Raw genomic sequence first — 24,395 nt, 5'->3', positions numbered from 1 at the left:
TTAGTTACGCGTAGGGATCGGGAATGGCAAGCCTCGCAAGTGCTGAGCGTTCGACGGCTTCCATTTCCTCGGCCTCGGCGTCGGTCTCGTGATCGTAACCCAGCAAATGCAGCAGGCCGTGGATGACGAGATGGGTGATATGGTTGTCGACGGGCTTGTCTTCCAGTGCGGCTTCCCGCGCGATCGTTTCGGCGGCCAGCACGATGTCGCCCAGCATGGGCGGCAACGGACCGCCCTTTGCGGGCGGAAAGGCCGGGAAAGACAGGACGTTGGTCGGTTTGTCCTTGCCGCGCCAGCCGGCATTGAGGCTGCGGATATGAGCATCGTCTGAAAAGACGATGCTCAGTTCGGAACGGCCGATTACGCCGGTTTCGGCAAAAGCAGCGCCAACCGCGCGATCGACCAGCCGCATCAGCGCAGCCTCATCGGGCCAGTCGCCCGCTTCGACCGCCATATCGATGTCGACGGGGACCGGAAAACCCCCGCCGCCAGACTCTCTGTCCTCAGCCATGAGGCCGCATCGTCACATCAGAGCGGCGGACTTTGGCATCGTACCGTGCCACCGCCCTATCTTTTTGTTTGAGCATCGGATTTCCCAAAACCGGTTTCCAACCTTTGGGTCCGATGGTTCTAGCCTTCGGCGTCCAGGCCCCGGGCCAGCTTGCCGTCGCGGTCGTAGGCCTTGACGATCTCGGCGACCAGCGGATGCCTGACGACGTCGCCTTCGTTGAAGCGGACCGTCACCATGCCGGTGACGCCGTCGAGAATCCTGAGCGCCTCGACAAGGCCGGATTTGGTGTTTTGCGGCAGGTCGATCTGGGTCGGATCGCCGGTGACGATCATGCGCGAGTTCTCGCCGAGGCGGGTCAGGAACATCTTCATCTGCATCGGCGTGGTGTTCTGCGCCTCATCGAGGATGACGGCGGCATGCGCCAGCGTGCGGCCGCGCATGAAGGCCAGCGGCGCGATCTCGATCACCTCGGCGGAAATCGCCCGTTCGACCTTGTCGGCCGGCATCATCTCGTAAAGCGCGTCGTAGAGCGGCCGCAGATAGGGATCGACCTTCTCCTTCATGTCGCCGGGCAGGAAGCCAAGCCGCTCGCCGGCCTCGACGGCCGGCCGCGACAGCACGATGCGCTCGACCATGCCGCGTTCGAGCAGCATCGCCGCATGCGCCACCGCCAGGAAGGTCTTTCCCGTGCCGGCCGGGCCGATGCCGAAGACAAGCTCGGACCGCTCCAGCGCGCGCATGTAGGCGTCCTGGTTGAGCGAACGCGCATAGATCGTCTTCTTGCGCGTCGATATCTGGGCGGCGGACACCTTGCCCTTGCGCTCCAGCGTCGGCAGCGTCAGCTGGTCGTCGGCGGCAATCGCCATGCGCACGGCGCCGTCGACGTCCGACTGACCGATGTCGGCGCCTTTCTGGAGAATGCCGTAGAGATTGTCCAGGGCGCGGCGCGCCTGCTCGGCGGCCGAGGCGGAGCCCTTGATGGTCAGCTGGTTGCCGCGCGAGCGGATATCGACGCCAAGCTTCTGCTCGAGCCTGGCCAGATTCTCGTCGAACTGGCCATAAAGGGCGCTGGCAAGCTTGTTGTTGTCGAAAGTCAGAACGATGTGCGCCATATCCGAAGCCCCCGATGGTAGATTCTGGGGCAGGTTCTTCACTTCCGCAGCGCTCAACCGTCTCTCCTCATCTGCCGAGACCTTCAGGCCAATTCGGCGAACAGGCTGTTGTAACCCGTCTTCGTGATTCGTACCTGGATAATCTCACCGATTTCGCCGGCCTTTTCATCAACAATAACCGGCTGCAGCCACGGCGAGCGGCCAACCTTCTGGCCGGCCTGACGGCCGGGCTTCTCGATCAGCGTGTCGATGGTGCTGCCGACCAGGCTCGCGCCGAAATCCTGCTGCTGCTTCAGCAGCAGCGCCTGCAGCCGTTGCAGGCGCTCGTCCTTGACGGCTTCCGGCACATGATCGGTCATCTCCGCGCCCGGCGTGCCGGGGCGCGGCGAATATTTGAACGAGAAGGCCGAGGCGTAATTCACCCGACGGACCAGTTCCATCGTCGCCTCGAAATCCGCATCCGTCTCGCCGGGAAAGCCGACGATGAAGTCGCCCGAAAGCGCGATGTCGCTCCGCGCGGCGCGGATCCGGTCGAGCAGCTTCAGATAGTCCTTTGCCGTATGTCTGCGGTTCATCGCCTTGAGAATGCGGTCCGAACCCGATTGCACCGGCAAATGCAGATAGGGCATCAGCGCCGGCAGGTCGCGGTGGGCGGCGACCAGTTCGTCGTCCATGTCGCGCGGATGGCTGGTGGTGTAGCGCAGCCGCGAAAGCCCGGGGATCTCGGCCAGCCTAAACAGCAGGCGGCCAAGGCCCCATTCGGCGCCGTTTTCTCCTTGGCCATGCCAGGCATTGACGTTCTGGCCAAGCAGCGTCACCTCGCGCACGCCGGCTTGCGCCAGCCGCTCGGCCTCGGCGACGATCTGCGCCACCGGCCGGGAGACTTCCGAGCCCCTGGTGTAGGGCACGACGCAGAAGGTGCAGAACTTGTCGCAGCCTTCCTGCACGGTCAGGAACGCGGTGACGCCGCGCTTGATGATCTCGGCGCGTTTCGGCCGCGGCAAGTGATCGAACTTGTCCTCCACGGCATACTCGGTCTCGACGATCTTTTCGCCGCCGCGCACCCGTGCCAGCACGTTGGGCAGCCGGTGATAGGTCTGCGGGCCGATGACCAGATCGACGGCCGGCGAGCGGCGGATGATCTCGGACCCCTCGGCCTGCGCCACGCAGCCGGCGACACCGACCAGCATCTCGCGGCCGGCCTGAGCCCGTTCGGCCTTCATCTCCCGAATGCGGCCGAGTTCGGAATAGACCTTCTCCGCCGCCTTCTCGCGGATATGGCAGGTGTTGAGCAGCACCAGATCGGCTTCGCCAATGGCGTCCGTCGCCACATAGCCGTCGGCGGCCAGCGCGTCGGTCATGCGCTGCGAATCGTAGACGTTCATCTGGCAGCCATAAGTCTTGACGAAGACCTTCCTGGCCGCGGCGGACGGCGCGACCGCACTTTCGGCTGCGCTTTCGATGTCGTCCCGTTCTATCGTGTTCAGTTCCATCCGGCGGCTTCTAACGCTTTTCCCTGACAAAAAACAGGCGATTCTGGCCGGCGCCTTTCCGGCTTACCGGCTCGGGCGCGGATCGGCGAGCGCGGCCTGCACCATATCACGCACCTGGCTTTCCATCAGCCTTGCCGTTTCCTTGCGGCTGGAGCCCTTGGAAAAGGCGACCGGCTCGCCGAAATGCACTTCGACATCGAGCCCGCCTTCCGCCATCAGAACCTTCAGATGCGGCACCAAATCCTCATCACCGATCCAGGCGGCAATCGGCCGGTGCCTGCGGCCGAGCGGCACGCCATGCAGGCGCGTGTAGACGATCGCCACCGGCTGGATGAAGACTGTTTCGGCCGCCCCTTCCGAAATCGCCATCGAGGCGGCGCCGAACAGCGTGCTCTTGAACGGCAGGATCATGTTGCCGTCGCCAGTCGAACCTTCGGCAAACAGCACCATGGCGTCGCCCTTAGCCATACGGTTGGCGATCTCGCTCGCCTGGTCGCCCGACGAACGCTTGCGCTCGCGCTCGATGAAGACGGTGCGCTGCAGCTTCGACAACATGCCGATCAACGGCCAGCCGGCCATATCAGCCCTGGCGATAAACTTCACGTCGACCTTGGACCCCAGCACCATGATGTCGGTCCAGGAAATGTGGTTAGACGCGACCAATAAAGGGCGCTGGCTGGACAGGGTTCCCTTGACATGGATGCGCATGCCCAATGCCCTGACGATCAGCCGGTGCCAGATCTTCAGGATGAACGTCTCGCGCCAGAGCCCGGTCTTCATCGACAGGATCTGCAACGGCACGAGCATCAACGAGCCGCCGACAACGAGGCCCAGCGCCAGGAAAATCCTGATTTTTCCGATCATCCGCTCCACCCCGACGTTTGGCTAGCGAAGATCGCGGCGCATGACAAGCGCCCCGGTCGGGCCGTGCTCGGGCGACCTGTAATAGTTGGGGCGCTTGCCAACCTCGCGGAACCCCAGCCGCCGGTAGAGCGCGATCGCAGCTATGTTGGTCTCGTCGACCTCGAGGAAAAGCGCCTCGGCGCGTTGCGCGTGCAGTTCGCGCAGCACGGCGTCCATCAATTGCCAGCCAAGCCCCTGGCGGCGATGGGAGCGCGCCACCGCGACGGTCAGGATCTCGCCTTCGCCGGCAGCCAGGCGCGCCAGCACGAAACCGACCGGCGGCTTGGAGCCCTGTCCGGTCTCGCGCGCGGCATAGCCGAACACCGTGTCCTGCTCTAGCAACGCGGCAAACTCGCCGTCGGTCCACGGCCGCACGAAATCCTCGCGATGCAGCACGGACACAGCCGGGCTGTCGGCAATCGTCAGCGGCTCGAGCGCATAGTCCCTGCGGCGCGGCTGGAGGAAAGGAATGCGCATCAGTTTTTCTTCCCGGCTTTCTTCCTGGACAGGATAAAGCCTGCCTGCGGCTTGGCGTCCGCGCCGCGCAGATAGAGCGGTTTCGGCTTTTCGCCTTCACCCTTTTTACCGGCACCTTGGGCGGCGGCCAGCCGGGCATAGACGGCGACGTCGGCCGTGGCACTTGTCGGGCCGATGTCGAAGGCGCGCCCGGCCGACGCGGCGATTTGCGTTGCCGCCGTGCCGGCAAGAACCGGAGAACTATCCGCCGCCATGGCGGCGGCTTGCGAAAGCGTGGTCACGGCCGGACCATAGCGCAGGACCGACACGTCGTCGTAAAATGCTGCGTGGATTTCGTCACGGCCGGCGTCGAGCGCGGCCAGCACGGCGCGGCCGGGAAAGGTCTCTTCCGCTTGCGCTGCCAAGGCTTCCAGCGTCGTCACCCCGATTGCCGGGATTTTCAGCGCCAACGCCAGGCCCCGCGCCGTCGAGACGCCGACGCGCAGGCCGGTGAACGAGCCCGGGCCGGTGGAGACAGCGATGGCGCCAAGGCCGGCATAGTCGGTCCCGCCGGTCTTCAACGCCTCTTCGATCACGGCCATCAAATGCTCGGCATGGCCCTTGCCGAGATCGAGCACCGAGCGGCCGAGCTCTTTCCCGGCCGCTGTGTCGTAGACACAGGCGGCGCAGAGATTGGCGGCACAGTCGATGGCAAGCAACTTCATGAGGCGACCGGTTGGAGCACCCACTTGGGCACAGGGTTCGAAAAACAATTTCCCTGTGCCCGCCATGGCTCATCGCCGCAAGGGGATAATGCATAAATCGTTCGGCGGCTTCGCTTCGCCTGAAGACGGTAACTTCCAGCGAACGTAACCGTTGGGGAACCGTTCCGGAACTACCCGGCCGGCTCGATGCGCAGCATGTGATTGTCCCAGACATAGTCGGGTTCGGACCGTGTCGCGCCGCCCGCTTCGACGATTTCGCCGGTGCCCGTCGTCGTCATGAAGCTCGTCTTGTCAGGTGCCACGCCGCAGACCTCGGCTAGTGCGTTGGTGGCGACGATCCGGCCGCTGGCCGCATCGATCACCGCAAGCGAGTTGCCTTGCGGCGAGGACACGGCGACGGTGCCGGCGGCGATATTGGCGGCGACCGAGCCGATGTAGTTCCTGAAGCCCGAAAGCACGTCCTGCGGCATGTCGAGCAGCCGCAGATCCTCGCCGCGAGCGGCGCGGCCGACCAGCAGCGGACGATCGGTGCCCGGCCCCCTGTACTGGCAACCGAACCAGACCGTGCCGGACTGGTCGGCATCCATGTGACGGATCGAAAGCTGGTGAAGTGCGGCCGGCAGTTCGTGCTTTTCAATGAGGTCGCCGGTGAGGCGGTCGACCAGCGCATAGGAAGGCTTCATCGTCGCGATGTTGAGCTCGACGCGGCCGAAATCCGGATGCGTCTCGATGCCGCCATTGGCGACGGCGATCGTCCTGCCGTCACCCAGCAGCAGAAGCTCGTGCGAACCCATGCCGTAGGTCGGGAACTCGCTGACGCGCCTGAATTTCGCGCGCGCGTCATAGACGCCGACCACGCCGGCGGCGTTGTCGAAGTCGTTCTCTGTGGCGTAGAGCAGGGCACCGTCGGTCGAGAACACGCCGTGGCCGAAGAAATGCCGTCCACTGACGCTGGCAATGGTCAGCGGCTCGTCGCGGCCGGTGTGGTCGAAAACCACCGCGAAAGTGCCGGGCTGCCTGGCAAAGACCACGGAGCGCTTCGACACCGGATCGAAGGTGACATCGTGACCGCGGGCGGGCAGGTCGATGGCATGCAAGACCTTGCCGGCCTCTGAGAGGATGGCTGCGCCATAGCTGCCGTCACGCTTGACGAAAGCGGTGGCGAAGACAGCGTCCGTGCTAAGCGTCTTCGCCCATGCGGACGGCGCCATGGCCGCCGCAAAGCCAACGCCTGCCGCCCTGAGGAAATCACGGCGATCGATGAGGGGCGTCCTCAAGAGACCGCCCTCTCGGGCACGGTCCCATTCCTCGACACGATGATTTTGACAGATCGGAGGGCTTCTTGGCACCCCGCACCCATCGATCGTTTGAATGGATCATCGCAGACGTTCGGGATTGGCCGAAGCCTCCCCAACTTCGTCATCCTTGGGCGGAGCAGGAGCGAAGCTCCGTCGCGGAGACCCAGGGATCCATGCCGTAATCTCAGCCGAAGAGTACTGCGGAGCAGAATTCTGCACCTAAGCAACGCTCTGAGGTCACGGCATGGATCCTGGGGTCTGCGCCGCGTCGCTGCGCTCCTTGCTCCGCCCCAGGATGACGAAGCGATGGGCGTTTCGGCCAATCTCCAAAGTGTGCGATCCGTCAACGCAAGCGCGTCCGGCCGGTCAAAACTTCCTCGCCAAGTAACTCGCCCCAAAATTCGATACCGTTTCGGGATCATGCTCAGTCACCATCCAGCGACGAAAAGCCGGCGGTCAGGCCGAATTCGGCGGTCAGCCTGGTGCCGATCAGGGTCGACAGGCTGGATGTCACCAGCGAAAAGTGATCGAGCTTCTGGCGCAGCGCCGGGTCGACGAGCGCCTTATCGATCGGACCTCTGATGGCCGTGGCGTCGGCGGCACCGTTGACGAGCTGGATATGGATCGATTCCGCCATCCAGCGTGCATCAGGCGACAGCGCGTCGCCAAGCTGCGAGGCCTGGAACAGCGCGTTCATGCCCGCAAGATTTCCGGTCAGCGAACGCGCCGTGTTTTGCGAACGCCAATAGATCGCCTGTTTCGGCTTGTCGGCTTCCGGATTGCCGCCCAGAAAGCCTTTCAGGCGCACGTCGCGGACCATTTCCAACTCGTTGATGAAGACACCGACCAGTTCGGTCACCGCTTCCGTACCATCGCGGTAAAGCGCGTTTCGCGGCCCCGGATTGGCCCAAAGCTCGGCAAAGCCGTCGGGCTTGTTCCAGGCGTCGCTGACATCGGCGGCAATCGTGTCGATGTTGCCGGCGACAGCCGCGCCGTAAGCGCAGCGATAGGGATCGTCCTTGCCGGCGAGCGTTTCCGCGCCATCGCCATAAAGCACGAACTCCAGCGCACCAAGCCCTTGCATGGCGACGCTCTTTGCCGCCAGCTGGGCCGGATCGGCGGCTGTCTGATCCTTATTGGCCAGCGCCGCCTGCACCTGCCTCAGGCCGATGCTCTTGCGGTCCGGCCAAAACAGCATGCGCTCCAGCCGGTTGTCCTGCGTGATCGGTCCGATGCGGATGATCTCCACGACCGACCAAGCATCCACGGTGCCGGAGAATTCGGCGCGCGCCGCATCGAGATGGTCCTGCGAGGGCGCGTCGCAAAGCGTGCGCATTGCCTTGGTCAGGCTGTCCGCATGGTCGTGCAGGCGCGCATAGGCCGGGCGGACAAAGCCGTCGATCGCCCGCTGGATCACGTCGGAAGCCTTGACCGCGGCAGACGCCGGCAAGGCGCTGGCGAGGACCAGCGGGAGAATCAGAGCGAGCGCTAAGCAGGCATTCGCGGGCTGGCCCACGAACGCCTGCTTGGATTCTTTTGTTTGCCGCAGGTTCTTGTCGCAAAACCGTGAGACACTTTTGCGGAACCTGCTTAGACGCTTCGACATCAAAACGACTCCAGGAATTTGACCAGTGCCTCGCGATCGGCCACATCGGCGGCGGCAAAGCGGTCGCGCGCGGCCTGCCCCTCGCCGCCATGCCACAGGATCGCCTCGGTCAGGGTGCGCGCGCGCCCGTCATGCAGGAAGAAGCTGTTGCCGTTGACGGTCTGGGTAAGGCCGATGCCCCACAGCGGCGGCGTGCGCCATTCATTGCCGGTCGCCTCGCCTACCGCCTGCCCGTCGGCAAGGCCCGGCCCCATGTCATGCAGCAGGAAGTCGGAATAGGGCCAGATCAGCTGGAAGGCCTGCGCCTTGTTGGGCGTGCCGCGGCGGGTGACGAATTTCGGCGTATGACAGGAAATGCAGCCCATGTCGTAGAACAGCTTCTTGCCGGCCAGCACATCTGGCTTGTCGAGGTCGCGCCGCGCCGGGACGGCGAGGTTCTGCGAATAGAAGGTGACGAGGTCCATGACCGGCGGCGGCGCCTCGACTGGGCCAAGGCGCTCCTGCATGCCGTTCGGCATGGCAAGGCAGGCCTTTTCAGCTGCGGTGCAATCGCCCCAGTGCTTCGCCACTTCCGGCGTCGAAATGCCGATATCGCCAGCGAATGCGTCCGCCGCTTGCTGGCGGATCGAGGGGGTCTGCCCTTTCCAGCCGAAGCGGCCGAGCGTCAGTTCGCCGCTCTTGCGGTCACGCACGATGTTGGGCCTGCCGGAAATGCCGTCGCCATCACGATCGTCCGGATCGGCATGGGCCAGAATGTCGGCTGGCGCGATCTGCTCGACCAAGCCGAGGCCGATCATCGGCGGCGTCATGCGCGGCGACAGCGTGGTGCGCGGATCGAGCGGGCCGTTGGCGAGATCATCGACCGAATAGCTCGGCTTGCGCAGCGAAACCACGGTACCGTCCGGCAACGTGACTTTCTGCTCCTGATAGTCGACACGCATCCTGCCTTCGCCCCGAAGGCCCGGAACGGCCAGATCCTGCAATTGTGAGCCGTAGACCGGGTCGGGGAAGTTGAGCACCTTGCGATCGGTGAGCGCGGCTTTCTCCTCCTCGGTGCTCGCCTGCCGCGCCAGCCGCAGGAACATGGAGGTGGTCCCGCTGTCGCCTTCCGGCGGATGACCGCGGCCGTCCTTCAGATGGCAATTTTGGCACGCCCGTTCGTTGAACAGCGGCCCAAGCCCGTCCGATGCCTGCGTCGAGGAGGGCGACGACACCCAGTTCTTGCGGAAAATGGCATTGCCGAGCTTGAAGGTGCCTTCTTCCTCGAAAGTGATGTTGGTCGAGGAGTGCGAGAAGGCGTCCTTGTTGACAGCTTTCCGCGACGTGCCCGCGCCGCCCTGCATCGGCTCGAACTGCTCGGGCTTGGAAAAATCCTTGGTCGGCCTGGTGATGGCGATGACACGCGCCAGATCCTTCGGCGTCAGGTCGCTACGGCTTGTGGCGAGGCCGGCCGGCTCGGGCGCGCCGGCCAGCGCAGAGGCTGTCAGTGCGACCACAACGGCAAGCGAGAGCCCGCGAAGCCATCTGTATCGCGGGTTTTGCTGGGACGGCAGGCCGTAATCCTCGGCCCGCCGCAAGCGGCGCAAGAAATCTAAGGTGCGCCGCATTCCCGCATATCCTATTCCGCCTCGTCGGCCGATGCCGCGTTGAGCTGGCCGTATTTTTCCTCGCCGATCGAGGCGAGCAGGTCGAGTTGCGTCTCGAGGAAGTCGATGTGACCTTCCTCGTCGGACAGCAGATCCTCGAACAGCTTCATCGTCACGTAGTCGCCTGCTTCTTCGCAAATCTCGCGCGATCGCTTGTAGGCGGTGCGCGCGTCGTACTCACCGGCAAGATCGGATTCAAGCACTTCCTTGACATTCTGCCCGATGCGCAGCGGCGCTACCGACTGCAGGTTCGGATGGCCTTCAAGGAAGATGATGCGGGCCACCAGCCGGTCGGCATGGTGCATCTCCTCGATCGATTCCGCGCGTTCCTTCTTTGCCAGCTTGGCGTATCCCCAATCCTCCAGCAGTCGGAAATGCACCCAGTACTGATTGACCGCTCCGAGCTCCAGAAAGAGAGCCTCGTTAAGCCGCTCGATGATCTGTTGTTCGCCTTTCATGGGTACTGCTCCCGTATTGGACGCGCAGGCCTCTGACGCGATCCAGGTGTGAAACGATATCCACGCCGCTCGCCTCCGAGCGGGCATGGTAATTTTCGGTGACCCGAATGATCGTTTCGACCACATTTGGGAAGCAGCCGCAACAGCGACCACGCTTCTGCATGGCATGATAGACCTTCGCCGGCACGATAAGCTGCCAGGGATCCTGGTCCAGCAGCGCGACGATCGTCTGCTCAATCTCCTTCTCGGTGATGATGTTGCAATGGCAGATCAGCATAGTTTGCTCTTGGCTGACGGCGCTTCCTCCGCGCCGTGTGGCTGATACTCGGCTTTTGACGCCTTACTGGAATACCTTGTCTGGCGCATCGAGGCTGTCGGACCCCTCGAAGGCGATGGCATTGAGTTTCAGGGTGCCGACGGCGCGTTCGATCGACTTGGTCTGGTCGACCAGCGCGTCGATCGCCGCCTGCACGGTGGCGTTGCCTTCCGTGTTGCCCTCGCCGATTTGCTGGTCATAGGCCTCGCCGGCAAGCGCCCGCGCCTTGATGGCTTCCATCTTGGCGACGGTGGCATCCAGTCTGTCCGACAGTTCCTTGTCGATCGCCGGATCGGCTTCCTTGACCATGTCCGATACCGAGGGCCCTTCGACGACCGTGCCGTCAAGGCGGGTGTAGCTGCCATTATAGGCAGTACGGATGCCGACGGAGTCATAGAGATGCGAATCGTAGGTGTTGTCGGAGAAGCAGTCGTGCTCCTCTTCCGGATCGTGCAGCAGCAGGCCGAGCTTCATGCGCTCGCCGGCGAGTTCGCCATAGGACAGCGAACCCATGCCGGTGAGGATGGTCGAGATGCCGGCTTTCGGCTCGCCGTCGACAAGGTTCTTGCGGGCGCCGCCGCCTTCCTTCCAGTCGTCGACCATGTCCTGCAGATCGGCAACCAGAAGGTCGCTCGCCGACTTCAGGTACTGCGCCCGGCGATCGCAATTGCCGCCGGTGCAGTTGGCGAGGTCGTAGTCCGTATAGGGCCGTTCGCCGGTACCTGCGCCGGTGCCGTGCAGATCCTGGCCCCACAGCAGGAATTCGATGGCGTGATAGCCGGTCGCCACATTGGACTCGATGCCGCCGGCCTCCTGCAGCGTGCCGGAGAGGAACTCGGGCGTCAGTTCAGAGGCGTCGATCTTCTGGCCGTTGATCTCGATCGACTTGTTGGCGATCACATTGGCGGTGTAGAGCGCATTCGCGTCCGACTCGGTGCCGTAGCTCTCGGCGACATAGTCGATCAGGCCTTCGTCCAGCGGCCAGGCATTCACCTTGCCTTCCCAGTCGTCGACAATGGCGTTGCCGAAGCGGTAGACCTCGGTCTGCTGATAGGGAACGCGCGCCGCTTTCCAGGCCTCGCGGGCGGCGGTCAGCGTTTCGTCCGAAGGCTTGGCGAGCAGCGCGTCGACGGCCTTGTCGAGCGCCTGTGCCGTAGTCAGAGAATCCTCATATTTGGCGAGCGCGATGTCGGAATAGGTCTTGATGACCGCCTTCGCATCGATTTCCGCCTTGGCCGGCAACACGAATATCGCCGCCGTCAATGCCGCCGTGGCGCCGATCGCGGCGAGCCTGCCATATCGTGCCGTGATCATCGCTCTCATGATTGTCATCTCCTCGGAATTCAGTGAAATACCGGTGCCAAAGGCGCGTCGGCAGGCAATCGGCGCCAAGGCAGGTCCATGCCATCGGGCGAAAAACAGACCGCGGCATGGCGCGGTTCGCAGAAGAAAGACATCGAAATGCCTCCAATCGAAAGGGTTCAAGGCCCAGACATCAAAGGGATGCGCTTGACGCGCGAGCTTCCATAAAGCGATGAAGACACCGGAAGTCAACTGCTTTCAGAGAGAAAAGCCAATTGAAACAATTGTTTAGAATTATTCTAAACTGCAAGTGTCAACTTTAGCCGCATATACCATGCCGCTGTCGAACGCACGATTGACAGACAGCCATTCCGGGTGCGACCCGCAAAAGCGGTCTTGCGGCGGCATCAGACAATCGCCACTTGGCGAGACGTCCTAGACTCGGATTAAGGAATTGGGGGATCAAGGAATCGGGGCTGCGATGAAAAACGGTGTGGTCATTGTCGGTGCGGGTCATGCGGGCGTGCAGGCGGCCGCCAGCCTGCGCGAGGACGGTTACGACGGACCCGTTATCCTCGTCGGCGACGAGAGCGAACTGCCCTATCACAAGCCGCCGCTGTCGAAGACCTTCATCAAGGATCAAGAGGCCAAGCCACAGCCGCTGCGCGGCGAGGCCTTTTATACCGGCAGCGCGATCGACTACCGGCCGGGCATCAGGGTCGACCGCATCGATGCCAGGGGCCGCAGGCTGGAGCTATCGGGTGGCGGCGTGCTGGCATTCGGCCGGCTGATCCTAGCGACCGGTTCGCGGCCGCGCATCCTGCCGCTGCCGGGGTCGGATCTTTCGGGCGTGGTGTCGCTGCGCTCGCTCGCCGACGCCCGCCTGGTCCGCGACTTGAGCGCGCGGAGCGAGGATGTCGTCATCCTCGGCGGCGGCTTCATCGGACTGGAGATCGCCGCGACGCTCAAAGCGGCCGGCCGCAAGGTCACCGTGATCGAGGCGGTCGACCGGCTGCTCGGCCGGGCGGTGGCGCCGGTCATCGCCAGCCATGTGCGGCAGCGGCTGGAAGCGACTGGCGTGCGCATCCTCACCGGCACCACGGTTGCGCGGCTCGAAGGCGAGAACGGCCGTGTCTCGGCTGCTATCACCTCAAACGGCGAGCGGCTGCCGGCGCAGATGGTCATCATCGGCATCGGCGTCGTGCCCAATGTCGAATTGGCGGAGGCCGCAGGCGTCATTATCGCCAACGGCATCCGCGTCGACCAGCAGATGCGCACGTCCGTGCCCGAAATCCTCGCCATCGGCGATGCCGCCTCCTACCGGCACTGGCTCACCGGCGGCGATGTGCGGCTGGAATCGGTGCAGAACGCGACCGACCAGGCGCGCCTTGCCGCGCGCACCATCCTCGGCCATGCGGACGCCTTTGCGGCGGTGCCATGGTTCTGGTCCGATATCGGCGACATGAAGCTGCAAATGGTCGGCCTGATTTCGGGCGGCGACAGCCATGTCGTGCTGGGCGACGTCAACGAGAACCGATTCTCCATTTACCACTATGCGGCAAACCGGCTGCTCGGCATCGAATCGGTCAATCGCCCCGGCGACCACATGCTTGGCCGCAAGATGCTCGGCGCCGGCTTCTCGCCAACGCCGCAGATTGTTGCGGCAGGACCGGACGGACTGAAGGCGGCCCTCGCCGCCTTCCAGCAGGAGGAGCCCGTCCGCGCCGCTGAATAGGATATGTTGATATTCAGCCGGCCTGCGAACGGCGGTTTCCTGCGCTGATCCCTCCCTTCTCCCCCTTGTGGGAGAAGGTACAGCCGTATCCGCTCAGGCGGCGCGGACCTCGCGGATCGCGCTTTCCAGGATATCGAGCGCTTCGTTCATGACGCCGTCCTGGATGGTGATCGGCGCCAGGAAGCGGATGACGTTGCCATAGACGCCGCAGGTGAGCAGGATCAGGCCCTTGTCGAGCGCCTTCAGCCGGACCGCATTGGCGAATTCGGCCGACGGCAGACCCTTCTTCACATCGTTGAACTCGACCGCGTTCATGAAGCCGGGGCCTCTGATATCGACGATCTCCGGCGTGTCGTCGCGGATCGATTGCAGCCGCTGCTTCAGCCGCGCGCCCAGCGTGTTGGCGCGGTCGCAGAGCTTTTCCTCCTCGATCACGTCGAGCACGGCATGTGCCGCGGCGACGCCGATCGGGCTGCCGCCATAGGTGCCGCCGAGCCCGCCGGGGTTTGGCGCATCCATGATCTCGGCGCGGCCGGTGACCGCCGACAGCGGAAAGCCGCCGGCCAGGCTCTTGGCCATTGTGGTGATGTCGGGCGCCACCTCGTGATGGTCCATGGCGAACATCTTTCCGGTGCGGGCAAAGCCGGTCTGCACCTCGTCAGCGATCAGCAGCATGCCGTGCTGGTCGCAGATCTTGCGCAGCGCCGTCATGAAGTCGCGCGGCGCCTCGTAGAAGCCGCCCTCGCCCTGCACCGGCTCGACGATGATGGCGGCGACGCGGGCCGGGTCGACATCGGCCTTGAACAGCCGGTCGAGCGCGGCCAGCGAATCGGCGACGGAAACGCCGTGCAACGCCACCGGGAACGGCGCATGGAAGACATCGGCCGGCATGGCGCCGAAGCCGACCTTGTAGGGCACCACCTTGCCGGTCAGCGCCATGCCCATGAAGGTGCGACCGTGGAAGCCGCCGGCAAAGGCGATGACCGCCGGCCGGCCGGTGGCGTTGCGGGCGACCTTGATGGCGTTTTCCACCGCCTCGGCGCCAGTGGTGACGAAGATCGTCTTCTTGTCGAATTTGCCGGGGAGCATGCCGTTCAGCCGTTCGGCCAGCCTGACATAGCTCTCATAGGGCACCACCTGGTGGCAGGTGTGGGTGAAGCGGTCGAGCTGCGCCTTGACCGCCTCGATCACTCTGGGGTGGCGGTGGCCGGTGTTGACGACGGCGATGCCGGACGAAAAGTCGATATAGCGACGGCCTTCGACATCCCAGATCTCCGAATTTTCGGCGCGATCGGCATAGATCTGCGTGGTCATGCCGACGCCGCGCGAGATCGACTGGTTCTTGCGTTCGGAAATGGCTGAATTCTTCATGATGTCCCTCGCCGGGCCGGCGCCCGTTCCCGTTGATGGTTGGTGATATCTGTTCTGGCCCTATTTCATGTTTTCCTCAAGTTGGCACCGCCGCCAGGCGATTGGGCCTGCCGTTACGCGCCGGGCCGTTTCGCCAGCTCCGCTTAACCAGTCGCCCGATACGTGTACGAAAAGGTTCCCTTTTGCGAGGGATCGATTATTCTCGCATTCGCCTGCGACGTGTTGCCGCGAGAGCGTCCCAGCAGGCGGGGGAACCCATGAGCAGGAATGCGACGCCGTCCGCCCCGCAACCATCGGTCAACGCCTCCAGCCTTTTGCCGTTTCCAACCGTTCCCGCCATTTTTGCCTTTGCGATGATACCGTTGCTTCTGACCGGCTGCCAGAAGCAGGAGGCGGCCAGGAAACTGCCGGTCATGGTGCGCACCGAAACGGTGGCGATCGCCGACTATGCGCCCAGGACCTCGCTCACCGGTGTGATCGCCGCGCGCACACTGAACAATCTGTCATTCCGCGTCGGCGGCCGCGTCGCCGAGCGCCTTGTCGATGTCGGCCAGCATGTCGACAAAGATGCCGTGCTTGCCCGCATAGATCCGCAGGAACAGGAATCAGACCTGCGCTCGGCACAGGCCGACCTCGATGCCGCGCAAGCGCAGTTGACCCAGGCTTCCGCCGCCTTCGAACGACAGAAGACCTTGCTTGCCCAGGGCTACACCACAAGGCGCGACTACGATGCGGCGGATCAGGCGCTGAAGGTGGCACAAGGCAGCGTCGAACAGGCGCAAAGCGCGCTGGCCAATGCCAGGGAGAGCCTGTCCTTCACCGAGCTCAAGGCGGGTGCGGCCGGCGTGGTCACCGCTCGCCAGGTCGAAGCCGGGCAGGTGGTTCAAGCGGCACAGACCGTCTTCACCATCGCCGAGGATGGCGATCGCGACGCGGTTTTCAATGTGCAGGAAACGCTGGTAGCCAAGACGCCGTCGACACCCGCGGTGACGATCACGCTGTTGTCCGACCCGCTGGTCAAGGCGACCGGCAAGGTGCGCGAGATCTCGCCTGCGGTCGATCCGGCTTCGGGTTCGATCCGCGTCAAGGTCGCCATTGCCGACACGCCCTCCGGCATGCCGCTGGGCGCCGCTGTCATCGGCTCCGTCAGCGCCAAGCCGTCGAAAGCCGTCATCCTGCCCTGGCAGGCGCTGACCTCGAGTGACGGCAAGCCGGTCGTCTGGGTTGTCGATGCGTCGACAAAGGCTGTGGCAACGAGACCCGTGAATGTGCTGGCCTTCGATTCCGGCACCGTCGTGATCGACAAGGGACTGGAGGCCGGACAAAGCGTGGTCACCGCCGGCGGCCAGTTGCTCAGCCCGGGGCAGACGGTCGAGATAGCGGGAGCAGGGCAATGAGCCGGCTGCCGCGCATTTCCGCTTTGCTCACCTTGGCATTGCTTGCCGCCTGCTCCCGATCGGACGAGAAGCCGCCGGAGATCGTCCGGCCGGTGCTGTCGATCGTGGTCGAACCGCGCACCAGCCAGGTATTCGGGTTTGCCGGCTCGGTCGAGCCGCAATTCAGCGCCGACCTCGCCTTCCGCCTGCTGGGCCGGGTTGTCACCCGAGACGTCAATGTCGGCGACATCGTCAGCAAGGGAACGACGATCGCCGCGCTCGACCCGACCGCCCTGGACCTTGCCGCCCAGGCGGCAAAGGCGGAACTCTCCAATGCCGAGGCGCAGTTCGCCAATGCCGCTGCCAGTGAGGAGCGCCAGCGCCAGCTGCTTGCCGCCGCCAACACCTCGCAGGCCGTCTTCGATGCCGCCCGGCAAGCCAGGCAGGCCGCAGAGGCCGGCGTCGAACGGGCCAAGGCCGCGCTTGCCAAATCACGGGAACAGCTCGGCTATACCAGACTGTTTTCGGATTTCGACGGCGTCGTCACCGCTGTTGGCGCCGAGGTCGGCCAAACGGTTTCGCCCGGCCAAACGGTTGTCACCGTGGCGCGTTCGGACCTGCGCGAGGCAGTCGTCGATATCCCCGACCAGCTGACCGGCGACCTCGCGGTCGACACCGCCTTCGAGATCACCTTGCAATCGCTGCCGACGATCCGCACCGAAGCCAAATTGCGCGAGGCGCCGACCGCGACCCGCACCCGCCGCGTCCGGCTGACGCTCACCGACCCGCCGGTGGCGTTCCGGCTCGGTTCGACGGTGACGGCGACACGCGTGGCAAACGTTGCGCCGACGATCGAGCTGCCGCTGTCGGCACTGCTCAAGAAGGACGGCGCCGACAAGGTCTGGGTCGTCGACGCGCAAACGTCGAGCGTCAGCACACGCGACGTCAAGATCGCGGCCAAAGGCACCGCCACATTCATTGTCGCCGAGGGCCTTGAGACCGGCATGCGCGTGGTCACCGCCGGCGTCCACAGCCTGGTGGAAGGCCAGAAGGTCAGGATTGCCGAGGGAGGGGCCACATGAAGGGCTTCAACCTCTCCGACTGGGCGCTCGGCCATCGCTCGCTGGTCTGGTACTTCATGCTGGTCTTCGTCGTGGCAGGCGTCGCGGCCTATCTCAATCTCGGCCGCGAGGAAGACCCGGCCTTCACCATCAAGACCATGCTGGTCCAGGCCAACTGGCCCGGCGCTTCGGTCGACGAGACGCTGCGGCAGGTGACCGACCGCATCGAGAAGAAGCTCGAGGAGCTCGACAGCCTCGATTTCACCCGCTCGGTCACCACCGCCGGCAAGACCGTCATCTTCGTCAATCTGAAGCCGACAACCAAAGCACGCGATGTCGTGCCGACCTGGCTTCAGGTGCGCAACATGGTCAACGACATCTCGGCCCAGTTCCCGCAAGGCGTGCAAGGGCCGTTCTTCAACGACCGTTTCGGCGACGTCTACGGCAATATCTACGCCTTCACCGCCGACGGGCTGACGCCTCGGCAACTGCGCGACTATGTCGAGGATGTCAGGACAAAGATCCTGACCGTGCCGAATGCCGGCAAGGTCGACCTCGTCGGTGCCCAGGACGAAGCGATCTATCTCGAATTCTCGACCCGCCAGATCGCCGCGCTCGGCCTCAACCAGCAAGCAATCGTGGCCAGCCTGCAAGCCCAGAACGCCATCACCCCATCCGGCGTCATCCAGTCCGGGCCCGAGCGCATCAGCGTGCGTGTCAGCGGCCAGTTCACCTCCGAGGAAAGCCTTCGCGCCATCAACCTGCGCGTCAACAACCGCTTCTTCCGCCTGAGCGACGTAGCGACGATCACCCGCGGCTACGCCGATCCGCCGACGGCGCTGTTCCGCTTCAACGGGCAGGATGCGATCGGGCTCGCCATCGGCATGAAGCCCAACGCCAATCTGCTCGAATTCGGCGAGGCGCTGCAGGAGGAAATGGCCAAGGTGCTGGCCGACCTGCCGATCGGCGTCGGCGTGCACCTGGTCGCCGATCAGCCGGTGATCGTCGAGGAAGCGGTTTCGGGCTTCACCCGCGCACTGTTCGAAGCGGTGGCGATCGTGCTCGCGGTGTCCTTCATCAGCCTCGGCATGCGCGCCGGCTTCGTCGTGGCGCTTTCCATCCCGCTGGTGCTGGCCATCACCTTCACGGTCATGGCCTATCTCGGCATCTCGCTGCAGCGTATCTCATTGGGCGCGCTGATCATCGCGCTCGGCCTGCTGGTCGATGATGCGATGATCGCGGTCGAGATGATGGTGGCGCGGCTGGAGGTCGGCGACAACCTGCGCAAGGCGGCGACCTATGTCTACACCTCGACCGCCTTTCCGATGCTGACGGGCACGCTGGTGACGGTCGCGGGCTTCATCCCCATCGGCCTCAACAACAGCGCCGCCGGCGAATACACCTTCACGCTGTTCGTCGTCATCGCCGTGTCGCTTCTGGTGTCATGGATCGTGGCGGTGCTGTTTGCACCGCTGCTCGGCGTCACCATCCTGCCGGCGACGATGAAACAGCAGCATCACGATCAGCCCGGCCGCTTCACCTCGCTGTTCCGGCGCATCCTTGTCGGCTCCGTGCGTCATCACTGGCTGACCATCATCGCCACGGTGCTGTTGTTTGCCGCGTCGCTGGCCGGCTTTGGCCTCGTGCAGCAGCAGTTCTTTCCGCCTTCGGATCGTCCGGAACTGATCGTCGACTGGAACCTGCCGCAGAACTCCTCGATCGCCGAGACGCGCGACCAGATGGAGCGTTTCGAGCAGCGGGCGCTGGCCGGCAATCCCGACATCGACCACTTCAGCTCCTATATCGGACAGGGCGCGGTGCGTTTCGTGCTCGCCTTCGACGTGCAGCCGGCCAATCCCTATTTCGGCCAGACCGTCATCGTCACCAAGAGCATCGAGGCGCGCAACCGGGTCAAGCCGGCGCTGGAGAAGCTGCTGCGCGAGGAGTTCGTCGGCACCGACGCCTTCGTCAAGCTGCTCGAGCTCGGGCCGCCGGTCGGGCGGCCGGTGCAGTACCGCGTCGGCGGTCCCGATATCCAGGCGGTACGGACGCTGGCGACGGAGTTCGCCGGAATCATTTCCGCCAACGCGAAGGTCGCCGCGCCGACCTTCGACTGGAACGAGCCGGAGCGCGTGCTGAGGGTCGATGTCTTGCAGGACAAGGCGCGCCAGCTCGGCATCACCTCGTCCGACATAGCAAGCGCGCTGAACAGCACCGTCGGCGGTTCCACCATCACCCAGGTGCGTGACGCCACCTATCTGATCAACGTCGTTGCCCGCTCGCGCGAGGCCGAACGCGGCTCGATCGGGACGCTGCAGAATATGCAGCTGCCAACCGGAACCGGCGAGGCGATCCCGCTCGCCGCCGTGGCGAACTTCCGCTACGACCTCGAACAGCCGACAGTGTGGCGTCGCGACCGCATCCCGACGATCACCGTGCGCGCCGGACTGGTCGGCGACGTGCTGCCCGCCACTGTCGTCAATGAACTGAAGCCCTCGGTCGACGCCTTCATCGCCAAACTGCCGCCAGGCTATTCGATAGCCACCGCCGGCTCGGTCGAGGAAAGCGCCAACAGCCAGGGGCCGATCGCCGCCGTGGTACCGTTGATGCTGTTCATCATGGCGACGATCCTGATGATCCAGCTGCAGAGCTTCCAGCGCCTGTTCCTGGTGGCGGCAGTGGCGCCGCTCGGCCTGATCGGCGTGGTCGCCGCGCTCGTGCCCAGCGGGGCGCCGCTTGGCTTCGTCGCTATCCTCGGCGTGCTGGCGCTGATCGGTATTCTGATCCGCAACTCGGTTATCCTCATCGTGCAGATCGAGGACCTTGTCGCCGAGGGCAAGGATCGCTGGGCGGCCGTCATCGAGGCGACCGAGCACCGTATGCGGCCGATCGCGCTGACAGCGGCCGCCGCCAGCCTGGCGCTGATCCCGATAGCGCGCGAGGTGTTCTGGGGGCCGATGGCCTATGCCATGATGGGCGGCATCATCGCCGGCACGGCGATCACGCTGCTGTTCCTGCCGGCGCTCTATGTCACGTGGTTCAGGATCAGAGAGCCGAACGGCACGGACGAGCCCCCGGTTCGGGAGACCAACGAACCGTTACAAAGCCCGACTTAAGTTCCTGCCGGGTCATCGTTGTCATTAAAGCCCACCGGCCGCGACTTGGCACGCTGCCACGGCGATGATTTTGAGCTGCGCCAGGCGTGCCAGCCCTCCGGCAAGTCGGCCAATTCCAGAATGCTCTCATCCCGCTGAACCACTTCCTGCAAGCCGACGAGCATTATGTCGCCTTCATCGACCGGTCCAGGCTCGCTGTTGTGAAATAGCCAACTGCCGTCCTCATCGTCATGCGACACATATGCGATCCAATCGTCCCGGCGGAAGATGCCCCTGTCCACGAACACCGCGACATTAGGCGGATCTGAAAACTTCCACTCGCCCATAATATTCCCCCAAAACAGCCCGAGCAAAGTCACGTCGTCCGCACAAAGCCCTCACTCGCCCTGAGCAGATTGCGCGTATAATCCTCGCTGACGCGGTGGCCGATCAGCTGGCTCGCGGTCAGCGTCTCGACCGCCTCGCCGTTCTGCATCACCATCAGCCGCTCGCACATATGGGTGATGATGGCGAGGTCGTGGCTGACCATCAGGAAGGTCAGCTTGCGCCGCCGCCGGATCTCTTCCAGCAGGTTGAGCACTTCCGCCTGCACGGAGGCATCGAGCGCCGAGGTCGGCTCGTCGAGCAGCAGGATCGACGGTTCGAGGATCAGCGCTCGGGCGATCGCCACGCGCTGGCGCTGGCCGCCTGACAATTGATGCGAATAGCGGAAGCGGAAGCCGGTCCCCAGGCCGACCTCGTCCAGCGCCCGCTGGATGCGCTTCTCGCCATCGACAAAGCCGTGGATGGCGAGCGGCTCCTGCAGCAGGCGGTCGACCGTCTGGCGCGGGTGCAGCGAGCCGTACGGATCCTGGAAGACCATCTGCACGTCGCGATAAAAGGCCTTGTCGCGGCCCTTGCCGAGCGTCTTGCCGTTGACAGTGATGCTGCCCGCGGCGACCGGCGCCAAACCGGTGATTGCCCTGAGCAGCGTCGACTTGCCGGAGCCGCTCTCGCCGACCAGCCCGTAGGACTCGCCTTCCCTGACCTCGAGACTGACGCCCTTCAGCGCGCGAAAGCGGTCGAAGATCACCTCCAGCCCTTCGACAGAAAGTGCCGCCGTCATGCCGCCCACTCCGGCTTGCGGTCGAGCACCGGCAGCGGATGGCGCTCGAAGCCGATCCTCGGCATGCAGTTGAGCAGGCCGCGCGTATAGGGGTGCTGGGCATCGCGGAGCTCCGACGCCTTGAGCTGCTCGACAACCTTGCCGCCATACATGACCACGACACGGTCGCAAAAGGACGAGACCAGGCGCAGGTCATGCGAGATAAAGATCAGCCCCATGCCGCGATCGGCCACCAATCGGTCCAGGATATTCAGCACGTCGAGCTGCACGGTGACGTCGAGCGCCGAGGTCGGCTCGTCGGCGATCATCATCTCCGGCCTGGCGATCAGCATCATGGCAATCATGGCGCGCTGGCCCATGCCGCCCGAAACCTCGTGCGGATGCAGGTCGAAGACACGGGCGGGATCGCGGATCTGCACTGCCTCCAGCATGGCGAGCGCGCGGTCGCGGGCTTCGGCCTTGCCGACCTTTTCATGCGTGCGCAGCGTCTCGACGATCTGGCGGCCGATGCTCATCACCGGGTCGAGCGAATATTTCGGATCCTGCAGGATCATGGCGATGCGTTTGCCCCGCAGCGCCCGGCGGTCGCGGGGCGAGGCCGCGAGCAGGTCGATGCCGTCGAAGGCAAGTTTGCTCGCGGTGACCTCGGCCTGCGGCGGGGTCAGGCCCATGATGGCGCGGCCGGTCTGCGACTTGCCGGAACCGCTCTCGCCGACGATGCCGAGCCGCTCGCGGCCGAGCGAGAAGGAGACGCCGCGCACCGCCTCGATCAGGCCAGTGCGCGTCGGGAAGGTGACGCGCAGGTCGTCGACATCGAGAAGCGCGCTCATTGGTCACCACTGCGGGGGTCGAGCGCGTCGCGCAGGCCGTCGCCAAGCAGGTTGAAACCGAGGCTGACGATGAGGATGGCAAAACCCGGTGCGCCGGCCACCCACCATTGGTCGAGCACGAAGCGGCGGCCCGACGCGATCATCGCGCCCCATTCCGGCAGCGGCGGCTGCGCGCCGAGGCCGAGGAAGCCGAGACCGGCCGCGGTCAGAATGATGCCGGCCATGTCGAGCGTCACCCTGATGATCAGCGAGGAGATGCAGAGCGGCATGATGTGGCGCAGCACGATGCGGAACGGCGAGGCGCCCATCAATTGCACCGCCTTGATGTAGTCCGAATTGCGCACGGTCAGCGTTTCGGCACGGGCAATGCGGGCATAAGGCGGCCATGAGGTGATGGCGATGGCGAGCACCGCATTCTCGATGCCGGGGCCAAGTGCCGCGACAAAGGCCAGCGCCAGGATCAGCTTCGGAAAAGCGAGAAAAATGTCGGTGATGCGCATCAGGATCGCATCAATCCAGCCGCCGGCATAGCCGGCGATGGTGCCGACCAGCAGGCCGATAGGGGCGGCGATGATGGCGACGAGGATGACGACGTAGAGCGTCCATCGCGAGCCGAAGATGACGCGCGAAAGAATGTCGCGGCCGAGGTCGTCGGTGCCGAACCAGTGCGCGGCACTTGGCGCCAGCAGGCGCGAGCCCTTGAGGTCGCCGAATGTCGGCGAATAGGGCGCCAGCACGTCGGCAAGGGCGGCGACCACAAGCAAGGCGATGATGATCAGCAGGCCAAGAAACGCCAGCCGGTTGGCGGAAAAGCGCCGCCACGCCACATAGGCGCGGCCGAGCCTTGCCTGGGTGCGCGACGCCGGCCGCTCGCTGAGCAGCCAGTCGCGACGGCTCTGGATTGCCTCAGCGCTCATCGCACCTTGGTCCTTGGATCGAGCACCCGGTAGAGCAGGTCGGACAGAAGATTGATGCCGATGAAGACCGAGCCGATGACGATGGTGCCCCCAAGCACGGCGTTCATGTCGGCGTTCTGCAGGGAATTGGTGATGTAGAGGCCGATGCCCGGCCACGAGAACACCGTTTCGGTCAGCACCGAGCCTTCGAGCAGGCCGGCATAGGAAAGCGCGATCACGGTGACCATCGGCACCGCGGCGTTGCGCAGCGCGTGGCCCCAGATGATGCGCGTCTCAGACAGGCCCTTGGCGCGCGCCGCGACGATATATTCCTGGGCAAGCTCGTTCAGCATGAACGAGCGCGTCATGCGGCTGACATAGGCGAGCGAGAAATAGCCGAGCAGCGAGGCCGGCAGGATGATGTGGCGGAAGGCGTCGAAAAACACATCCCACTGCCGCTGCCACAGCGCATCCAGAAGGTAGAAGCCGGTGATTGGCGTGAAGGTGTATTCGTAGACGATATCGAGGCGGCCGGGAAAAGCCACCCATTGCAGCTTGGCATAGAACAGCACGAGCGCCAGCAGTCCCAGCCAGAAGATCGGCACGGAGTAGCCGACCAGGCCGATGATGCGCACGATCTGGTCGATGATGCTGCCGCGCCTGACCGCGGCCAGCACGCCGAGCGGCACGCCGATCACCGAACCGATCAGCGTCCCCAGCGTCGCCAGTTCGATCGTCGCCGGAAAGGCGCGGCGGATGTCGGTCATGACCGGATTGGTGGTCAGCACCGACGTGCCGAAATCGCCGTTCAGCGCATTCTTCACATAGATGTAGAACTGCTCGATCAATGGCAGGTCGAGCCCCATCTCGCGGCGGGTGCGCTCGACGACATTGGCCGGCGCCCGGTCGCCGAGCACCGCCAGCACCGGATCGATCGGGATGACCCGGCCGATGAAGAAGGTCACCGCGAGAAGACCGAGATAGGTGGTTATCGCGATGACCAGGAAACGGGCGATCGACGACGCGACAGCACGGGCGCTGCCGCGCCCTGCCGTCGCTTCGTTTTCAACCGTGCTCAT

22 protein-coding genes are annotated in these 24,395 nt (G+C 64.5%); 4 read left to right on the top strand and 18 right to left on the bottom strand.

Translation table 11 applies throughout. The features are described from left to right. Positions 1-4: 4 nt before the first annotated feature. The 12 genes from ybeY to EJ066_RS10930 form a co-directional block, all read right to left on the bottom strand. Entirely contained in the window at positions 5-511 is a 507-nt protein-coding gene (gene ybeY / locus EJ066_RS10985) for an rRNA maturation RNase YbeY (RefSeq protein WP_126037615.1), read from the bottom strand. Positions 512-630: 119 nt separating this feature from the next. After that, positions 631-1,623 carry a PhoH family protein gene (locus EJ066_RS10980; protein WP_348629307.1) on the bottom strand — a complete coding sequence of 331 codons (993 nt, stop codon included), beginning with the start codon at positions 1,621-1,623 and terminating at the stop codon, positions 631-633. A gap of 83 nt (positions 1,624-1,706) precedes the next feature. Beyond that, entirely contained in the window at positions 1,707-3,008 is a 1,302-nt protein-coding gene (gene miaB, locus EJ066_RS10975) for a tRNA (N6-isopentenyl adenosine(37)-C2)-methylthiotransferase MiaB (RefSeq protein ID WP_245455194.1), read from the bottom strand. A gap of 171 nt (positions 3,009-3,179) precedes the next feature. Continuing rightward, positions 3,180-3,980, bottom strand: coding sequence for a 1-acyl-sn-glycerol-3-phosphate acyltransferase (locus EJ066_RS10970; RefSeq protein WP_126037604.1), 801 nt, complete (start codon positions 3,978-3,980; stop codon positions 3,180-3,182). Between the two features lie 21 nt (positions 3,981-4,001). Next, the gene (rimI, locus tag EJ066_RS10965; protein ID WP_126037600.1) at positions 4,002-4,496 is read right to left on the bottom strand and encodes a ribosomal protein S18-alanine N-acetyltransferase; all 495 of its coding nucleotides are present in this window, start codon (positions 4,494-4,496) and stop codon (positions 4,002-4,004) included. Further along, positions 4,496-5,200, bottom strand: coding sequence for a tRNA (adenosine(37)-N6)-threonylcarbamoyltransferase complex dimerization subunit type 1 TsaB (tsaB, locus tag EJ066_RS10960; protein WP_126037597.1), 705 nt, complete (start codon positions 5,198-5,200; stop codon positions 4,496-4,498). The genes rimI and tsaB overlap by 1 nt, the downstream gene beginning before the upstream one ends. A 170-nt stretch (positions 5,201-5,370) precedes the next feature. Continuing rightward, positions 5,371-6,477 carry a DUF1513 domain-containing protein gene (locus EJ066_RS10955; RefSeq protein ID WP_126037595.1) on the bottom strand — a complete coding sequence of 369 codons (1,107 nt, stop codon included), beginning with the start codon at positions 6,475-6,477 and terminating at the stop codon, positions 5,371-5,373. Between the two features lie 445 nt (positions 6,478-6,922). Further along, entirely contained in the window at positions 6,923-8,014 is a 1,092-nt protein-coding gene (locus EJ066_RS10950) for an imelysin family protein (RefSeq protein WP_245455117.1), read from the bottom strand. Positions 8,015-8,103: 89 nt separating this feature from the next. Then, positions 8,104-9,711, bottom strand: a complete 1,608-nt coding sequence (locus EJ066_RS10945; RefSeq protein ID WP_126037589.1) for a di-heme oxidoredictase family protein — start codon at positions 9,709-9,711, stop codon at positions 8,104-8,106. 11 nt (positions 9,712-9,722) lie between these two features. Next, positions 9,723-10,208 (bottom strand): bacterioferritin, encoded by a 486-nt coding sequence (bfr, locus tag EJ066_RS10940; RefSeq protein ID WP_126037586.1) that lies wholly within the window; start codon positions 10,206-10,208, stop codon positions 9,723-9,725. Then, positions 10,174-10,485 (bottom strand): (2Fe-2S)-binding protein, encoded by a 312-nt coding sequence (locus EJ066_RS10935; protein ID WP_126037583.1) that lies wholly within the window; start codon positions 10,483-10,485, stop codon positions 10,174-10,176. The genes bfr and EJ066_RS10935 overlap by 35 nt, the downstream gene beginning before the upstream one ends. A gap of 63 nt (positions 10,486-10,548) precedes the next feature. After that, entirely contained in the window at positions 10,549-11,838 is a 1,290-nt protein-coding gene (locus EJ066_RS10930) for an imelysin family protein (protein ID WP_189644524.1), read from the bottom strand. Positions 11,839-12,307: 469 nt separating this feature from the next. On the opposite strand from EJ066_RS10930, the gene EJ066_RS10925 reads away from it, so the two are divergent. Next, the gene (locus tag EJ066_RS10925) at positions 12,308-13,561 is read left to right on the top strand and encodes an FAD-dependent oxidoreductase (protein ID WP_126037580.1); all 1,254 of its coding nucleotides are present in this window, start codon (positions 12,308-12,310) and stop codon (positions 13,559-13,561) included. Between the two features lie 93 nt (positions 13,562-13,654). Here EJ066_RS10925 and EJ066_RS10920 read toward each other — a convergent pair whose 3' ends face one another. Further along, positions 13,655-14,932, bottom strand: coding sequence for a 4-aminobutyrate--2-oxoglutarate transaminase (locus EJ066_RS10920; protein WP_126037577.1), 1,278 nt, complete (start codon positions 14,930-14,932; stop codon positions 13,655-13,657). 257 nt (positions 14,933-15,189) lie between these two features. Between EJ066_RS10920 and EJ066_RS10915 the strand changes: the two genes are divergently transcribed. Genes EJ066_RS10915 through EJ066_RS10905 form a run of 3 tightly spaced genes read left to right on the top strand, consistent with a single transcriptional unit; the run spans position 15,190 to position 20,485 of the window. Further along, entirely contained in the window at positions 15,190-16,329 is a 1,140-nt protein-coding gene (locus EJ066_RS10915; protein WP_126037573.1) for an efflux RND transporter periplasmic adaptor subunit, read from the top strand. Beyond that, complete coding sequence (locus EJ066_RS10910) at positions 16,326-17,390, top strand: efflux RND transporter periplasmic adaptor subunit (protein ID WP_126037570.1); 1,065 nt, start codon at positions 16,326-16,328, stop codon at positions 17,388-17,390. Before EJ066_RS10915 ends, EJ066_RS10910 begins: the two co-directional genes overlap by 4 nt. Then, a complete protein-coding gene (locus EJ066_RS10905; protein WP_126037567.1) occupies positions 17,387-20,485 on the top strand; it encodes an efflux RND transporter permease subunit in 3,099 nt (1,032 codons plus the stop codon). The genes EJ066_RS10910 and EJ066_RS10905 overlap by 4 nt, the downstream gene beginning before the upstream one ends. Here EJ066_RS10905 and EJ066_RS10900 read toward each other — a convergent pair. Genes EJ066_RS10900 through EJ066_RS10880 form a run of 5 tightly spaced genes read right to left on the bottom strand, consistent with a single transcriptional unit; the run spans position 20,482 to position 24,395 of the window. Beyond that, complete coding sequence (locus tag EJ066_RS10900; protein ID WP_126037564.1) at positions 20,482-20,811, bottom strand: hypothetical protein; 330 nt, start codon at positions 20,809-20,811, stop codon at positions 20,482-20,484. The genes EJ066_RS10905 and EJ066_RS10900 overlap by 4 nt on opposite strands. 29 nt (positions 20,812-20,840) lie before the next feature. After that, positions 20,841-21,590 carry an ABC transporter ATP-binding protein gene (locus EJ066_RS10895; RefSeq protein WP_126037561.1) on the bottom strand — a complete coding sequence of 250 codons (750 nt, stop codon included), beginning with the start codon at positions 21,588-21,590 and terminating at the stop codon, positions 20,841-20,843. Then, a complete protein-coding gene (locus EJ066_RS10890) occupies positions 21,587-22,420 on the bottom strand; it encodes an ABC transporter ATP-binding protein (protein ID WP_126037558.1) in 834 nt (277 codons plus the stop codon). The genes EJ066_RS10895 and EJ066_RS10890 overlap by 4 nt, the downstream gene beginning before the upstream one ends. Beyond that, the gene (gene nikC / locus EJ066_RS10885; protein ID WP_126037556.1) at positions 22,417-23,337 is read right to left on the bottom strand and encodes a nickel transporter permease; all 921 of its coding nucleotides are present in this window, start codon (positions 23,335-23,337) and stop codon (positions 22,417-22,419) included. Before nikC ends, EJ066_RS10890 begins: the two co-directional genes overlap by 4 nt. Beyond that, a complete protein-coding gene (locus EJ066_RS10880; protein WP_126037553.1) occupies positions 23,334-24,395 on the bottom strand; it encodes an ABC transporter permease in 1,062 nt (353 codons plus the stop codon). The genes nikC and EJ066_RS10880 overlap by 4 nt, the downstream gene beginning before the upstream one ends.

This window comes from Mesorhizobium sp. M9A.F.Ca.ET.002.03.1.2, from assembly GCF_003952365.1.
Classification (GTDB): Bacteria; Pseudomonadota; Alphaproteobacteria; order Rhizobiales; family Rhizobiaceae; genus Mesorhizobium.
This window is presented reverse-complemented; position numbering and strand designations above follow the sequence as displayed.

Coding starts and splice junctions, on each gene's coding strand:
- ybeY (WP_126037615.1), bottom strand. CDS start 511: ATGGCTGAGGACAGAGAGTCTGGCGGCGGGGGTTTTCCGGTCCCCGTC.
- EJ066_RS10980 (WP_348629307.1), bottom strand. CDS start 1,623: ATGGCGCACATCGTTCTGACTTTCGACAACAACAAGCTTGCCAGCGCC.
- miaB (WP_245455194.1), bottom strand. CDS start 3,008: ATGAACGTCTACGATTCGCAGCGCATGACCGACGCGCTGGCCGCCGAC.
- EJ066_RS10970 (WP_126037604.1), bottom strand. CDS start 3,980: ATGATCGGAAAAATCAGGATTTTCCTGGCGCTGGGCCTCGTTGTCGGC.
- rimI (WP_126037600.1), bottom strand. CDS start 4,496: ATGCGCATTCCTTTCCTCCAGCCGCGCCGCAGGGACTATGCGCTCGAG.
- tsaB (WP_126037597.1), bottom strand. CDS start 5,200: ATGAAGTTGCTTGCCATCGACTGTGCCGCCAATCTCTGCGCCGCCTGT.
- EJ066_RS10945 (WP_126037589.1), bottom strand. CDS start 9,711: ATGCGGCGCACCTTAGATTTCTTGCGCCGCTTGCGGCGGGCCGAGGAT.
- bfr (WP_126037586.1), bottom strand. CDS start 10,208: ATGAAAGGCGAACAACAGATCATCGAGCGGCTTAACGAGGCTCTCTTT.
- EJ066_RS10935 (WP_126037583.1), bottom strand. CDS start 10,485: ATGCTGATCTGCCATTGCAACATCATCACCGAGAAGGAGATTGAGCAG.
- EJ066_RS10930 (WP_189644524.1), bottom strand. CDS start 11,838: ATGATCACGGCACGATATGGCAGGCTCGCCGCGATCGGCGCCACGGCG.
- EJ066_RS10925 (WP_126037580.1), top strand. CDS start 12,308: ATGAAAAACGGTGTGGTCATTGTCGGTGCGGGTCATGCGGGCGTGCAG.
- EJ066_RS10920 (WP_126037577.1), bottom strand. CDS start 14,932: ATGAAGAATTCAGCCATTTCCGAACGCAAGAACCAGTCGATCTCGCGC.
- EJ066_RS10915 (WP_126037573.1), top strand. CDS start 15,190: ATGAGCAGGAATGCGACGCCGTCCGCCCCGCAACCATCGGTCAACGCC.
- EJ066_RS10910 (WP_126037570.1), top strand. CDS start 16,326: ATGAGCCGGCTGCCGCGCATTTCCGCTTTGCTCACCTTGGCATTGCTT.
- EJ066_RS10905 (WP_126037567.1), top strand. CDS start 17,387: ATGAAGGGCTTCAACCTCTCCGACTGGGCGCTCGGCCATCGCTCGCTG.
- EJ066_RS10900 (WP_126037564.1), bottom strand. CDS start 20,811: ATGGGCGAGTGGAAGTTTTCAGATCCGCCTAATGTCGCGGTGTTCGTG.
- EJ066_RS10895 (WP_126037561.1), bottom strand. CDS start 21,590: ATGACGGCGGCACTTTCTGTCGAAGGGCTGGAGGTGATCTTCGACCGC.
- EJ066_RS10890 (WP_126037558.1), bottom strand. CDS start 22,420: ATGAGCGCGCTTCTCGATGTCGACGACCTGCGCGTCACCTTCCCGACG.
- nikC (WP_126037556.1), bottom strand. CDS start 23,337: ATGAGCGCTGAGGCAATCCAGAGCCGTCGCGACTGGCTGCTCAGCGAG.
- EJ066_RS10880 (WP_126037553.1), bottom strand. CDS start 24,395: ATGAGCACGGTTGAAAACGAAGCGACGGCAGGGCGCGGCAGCGCCCGT.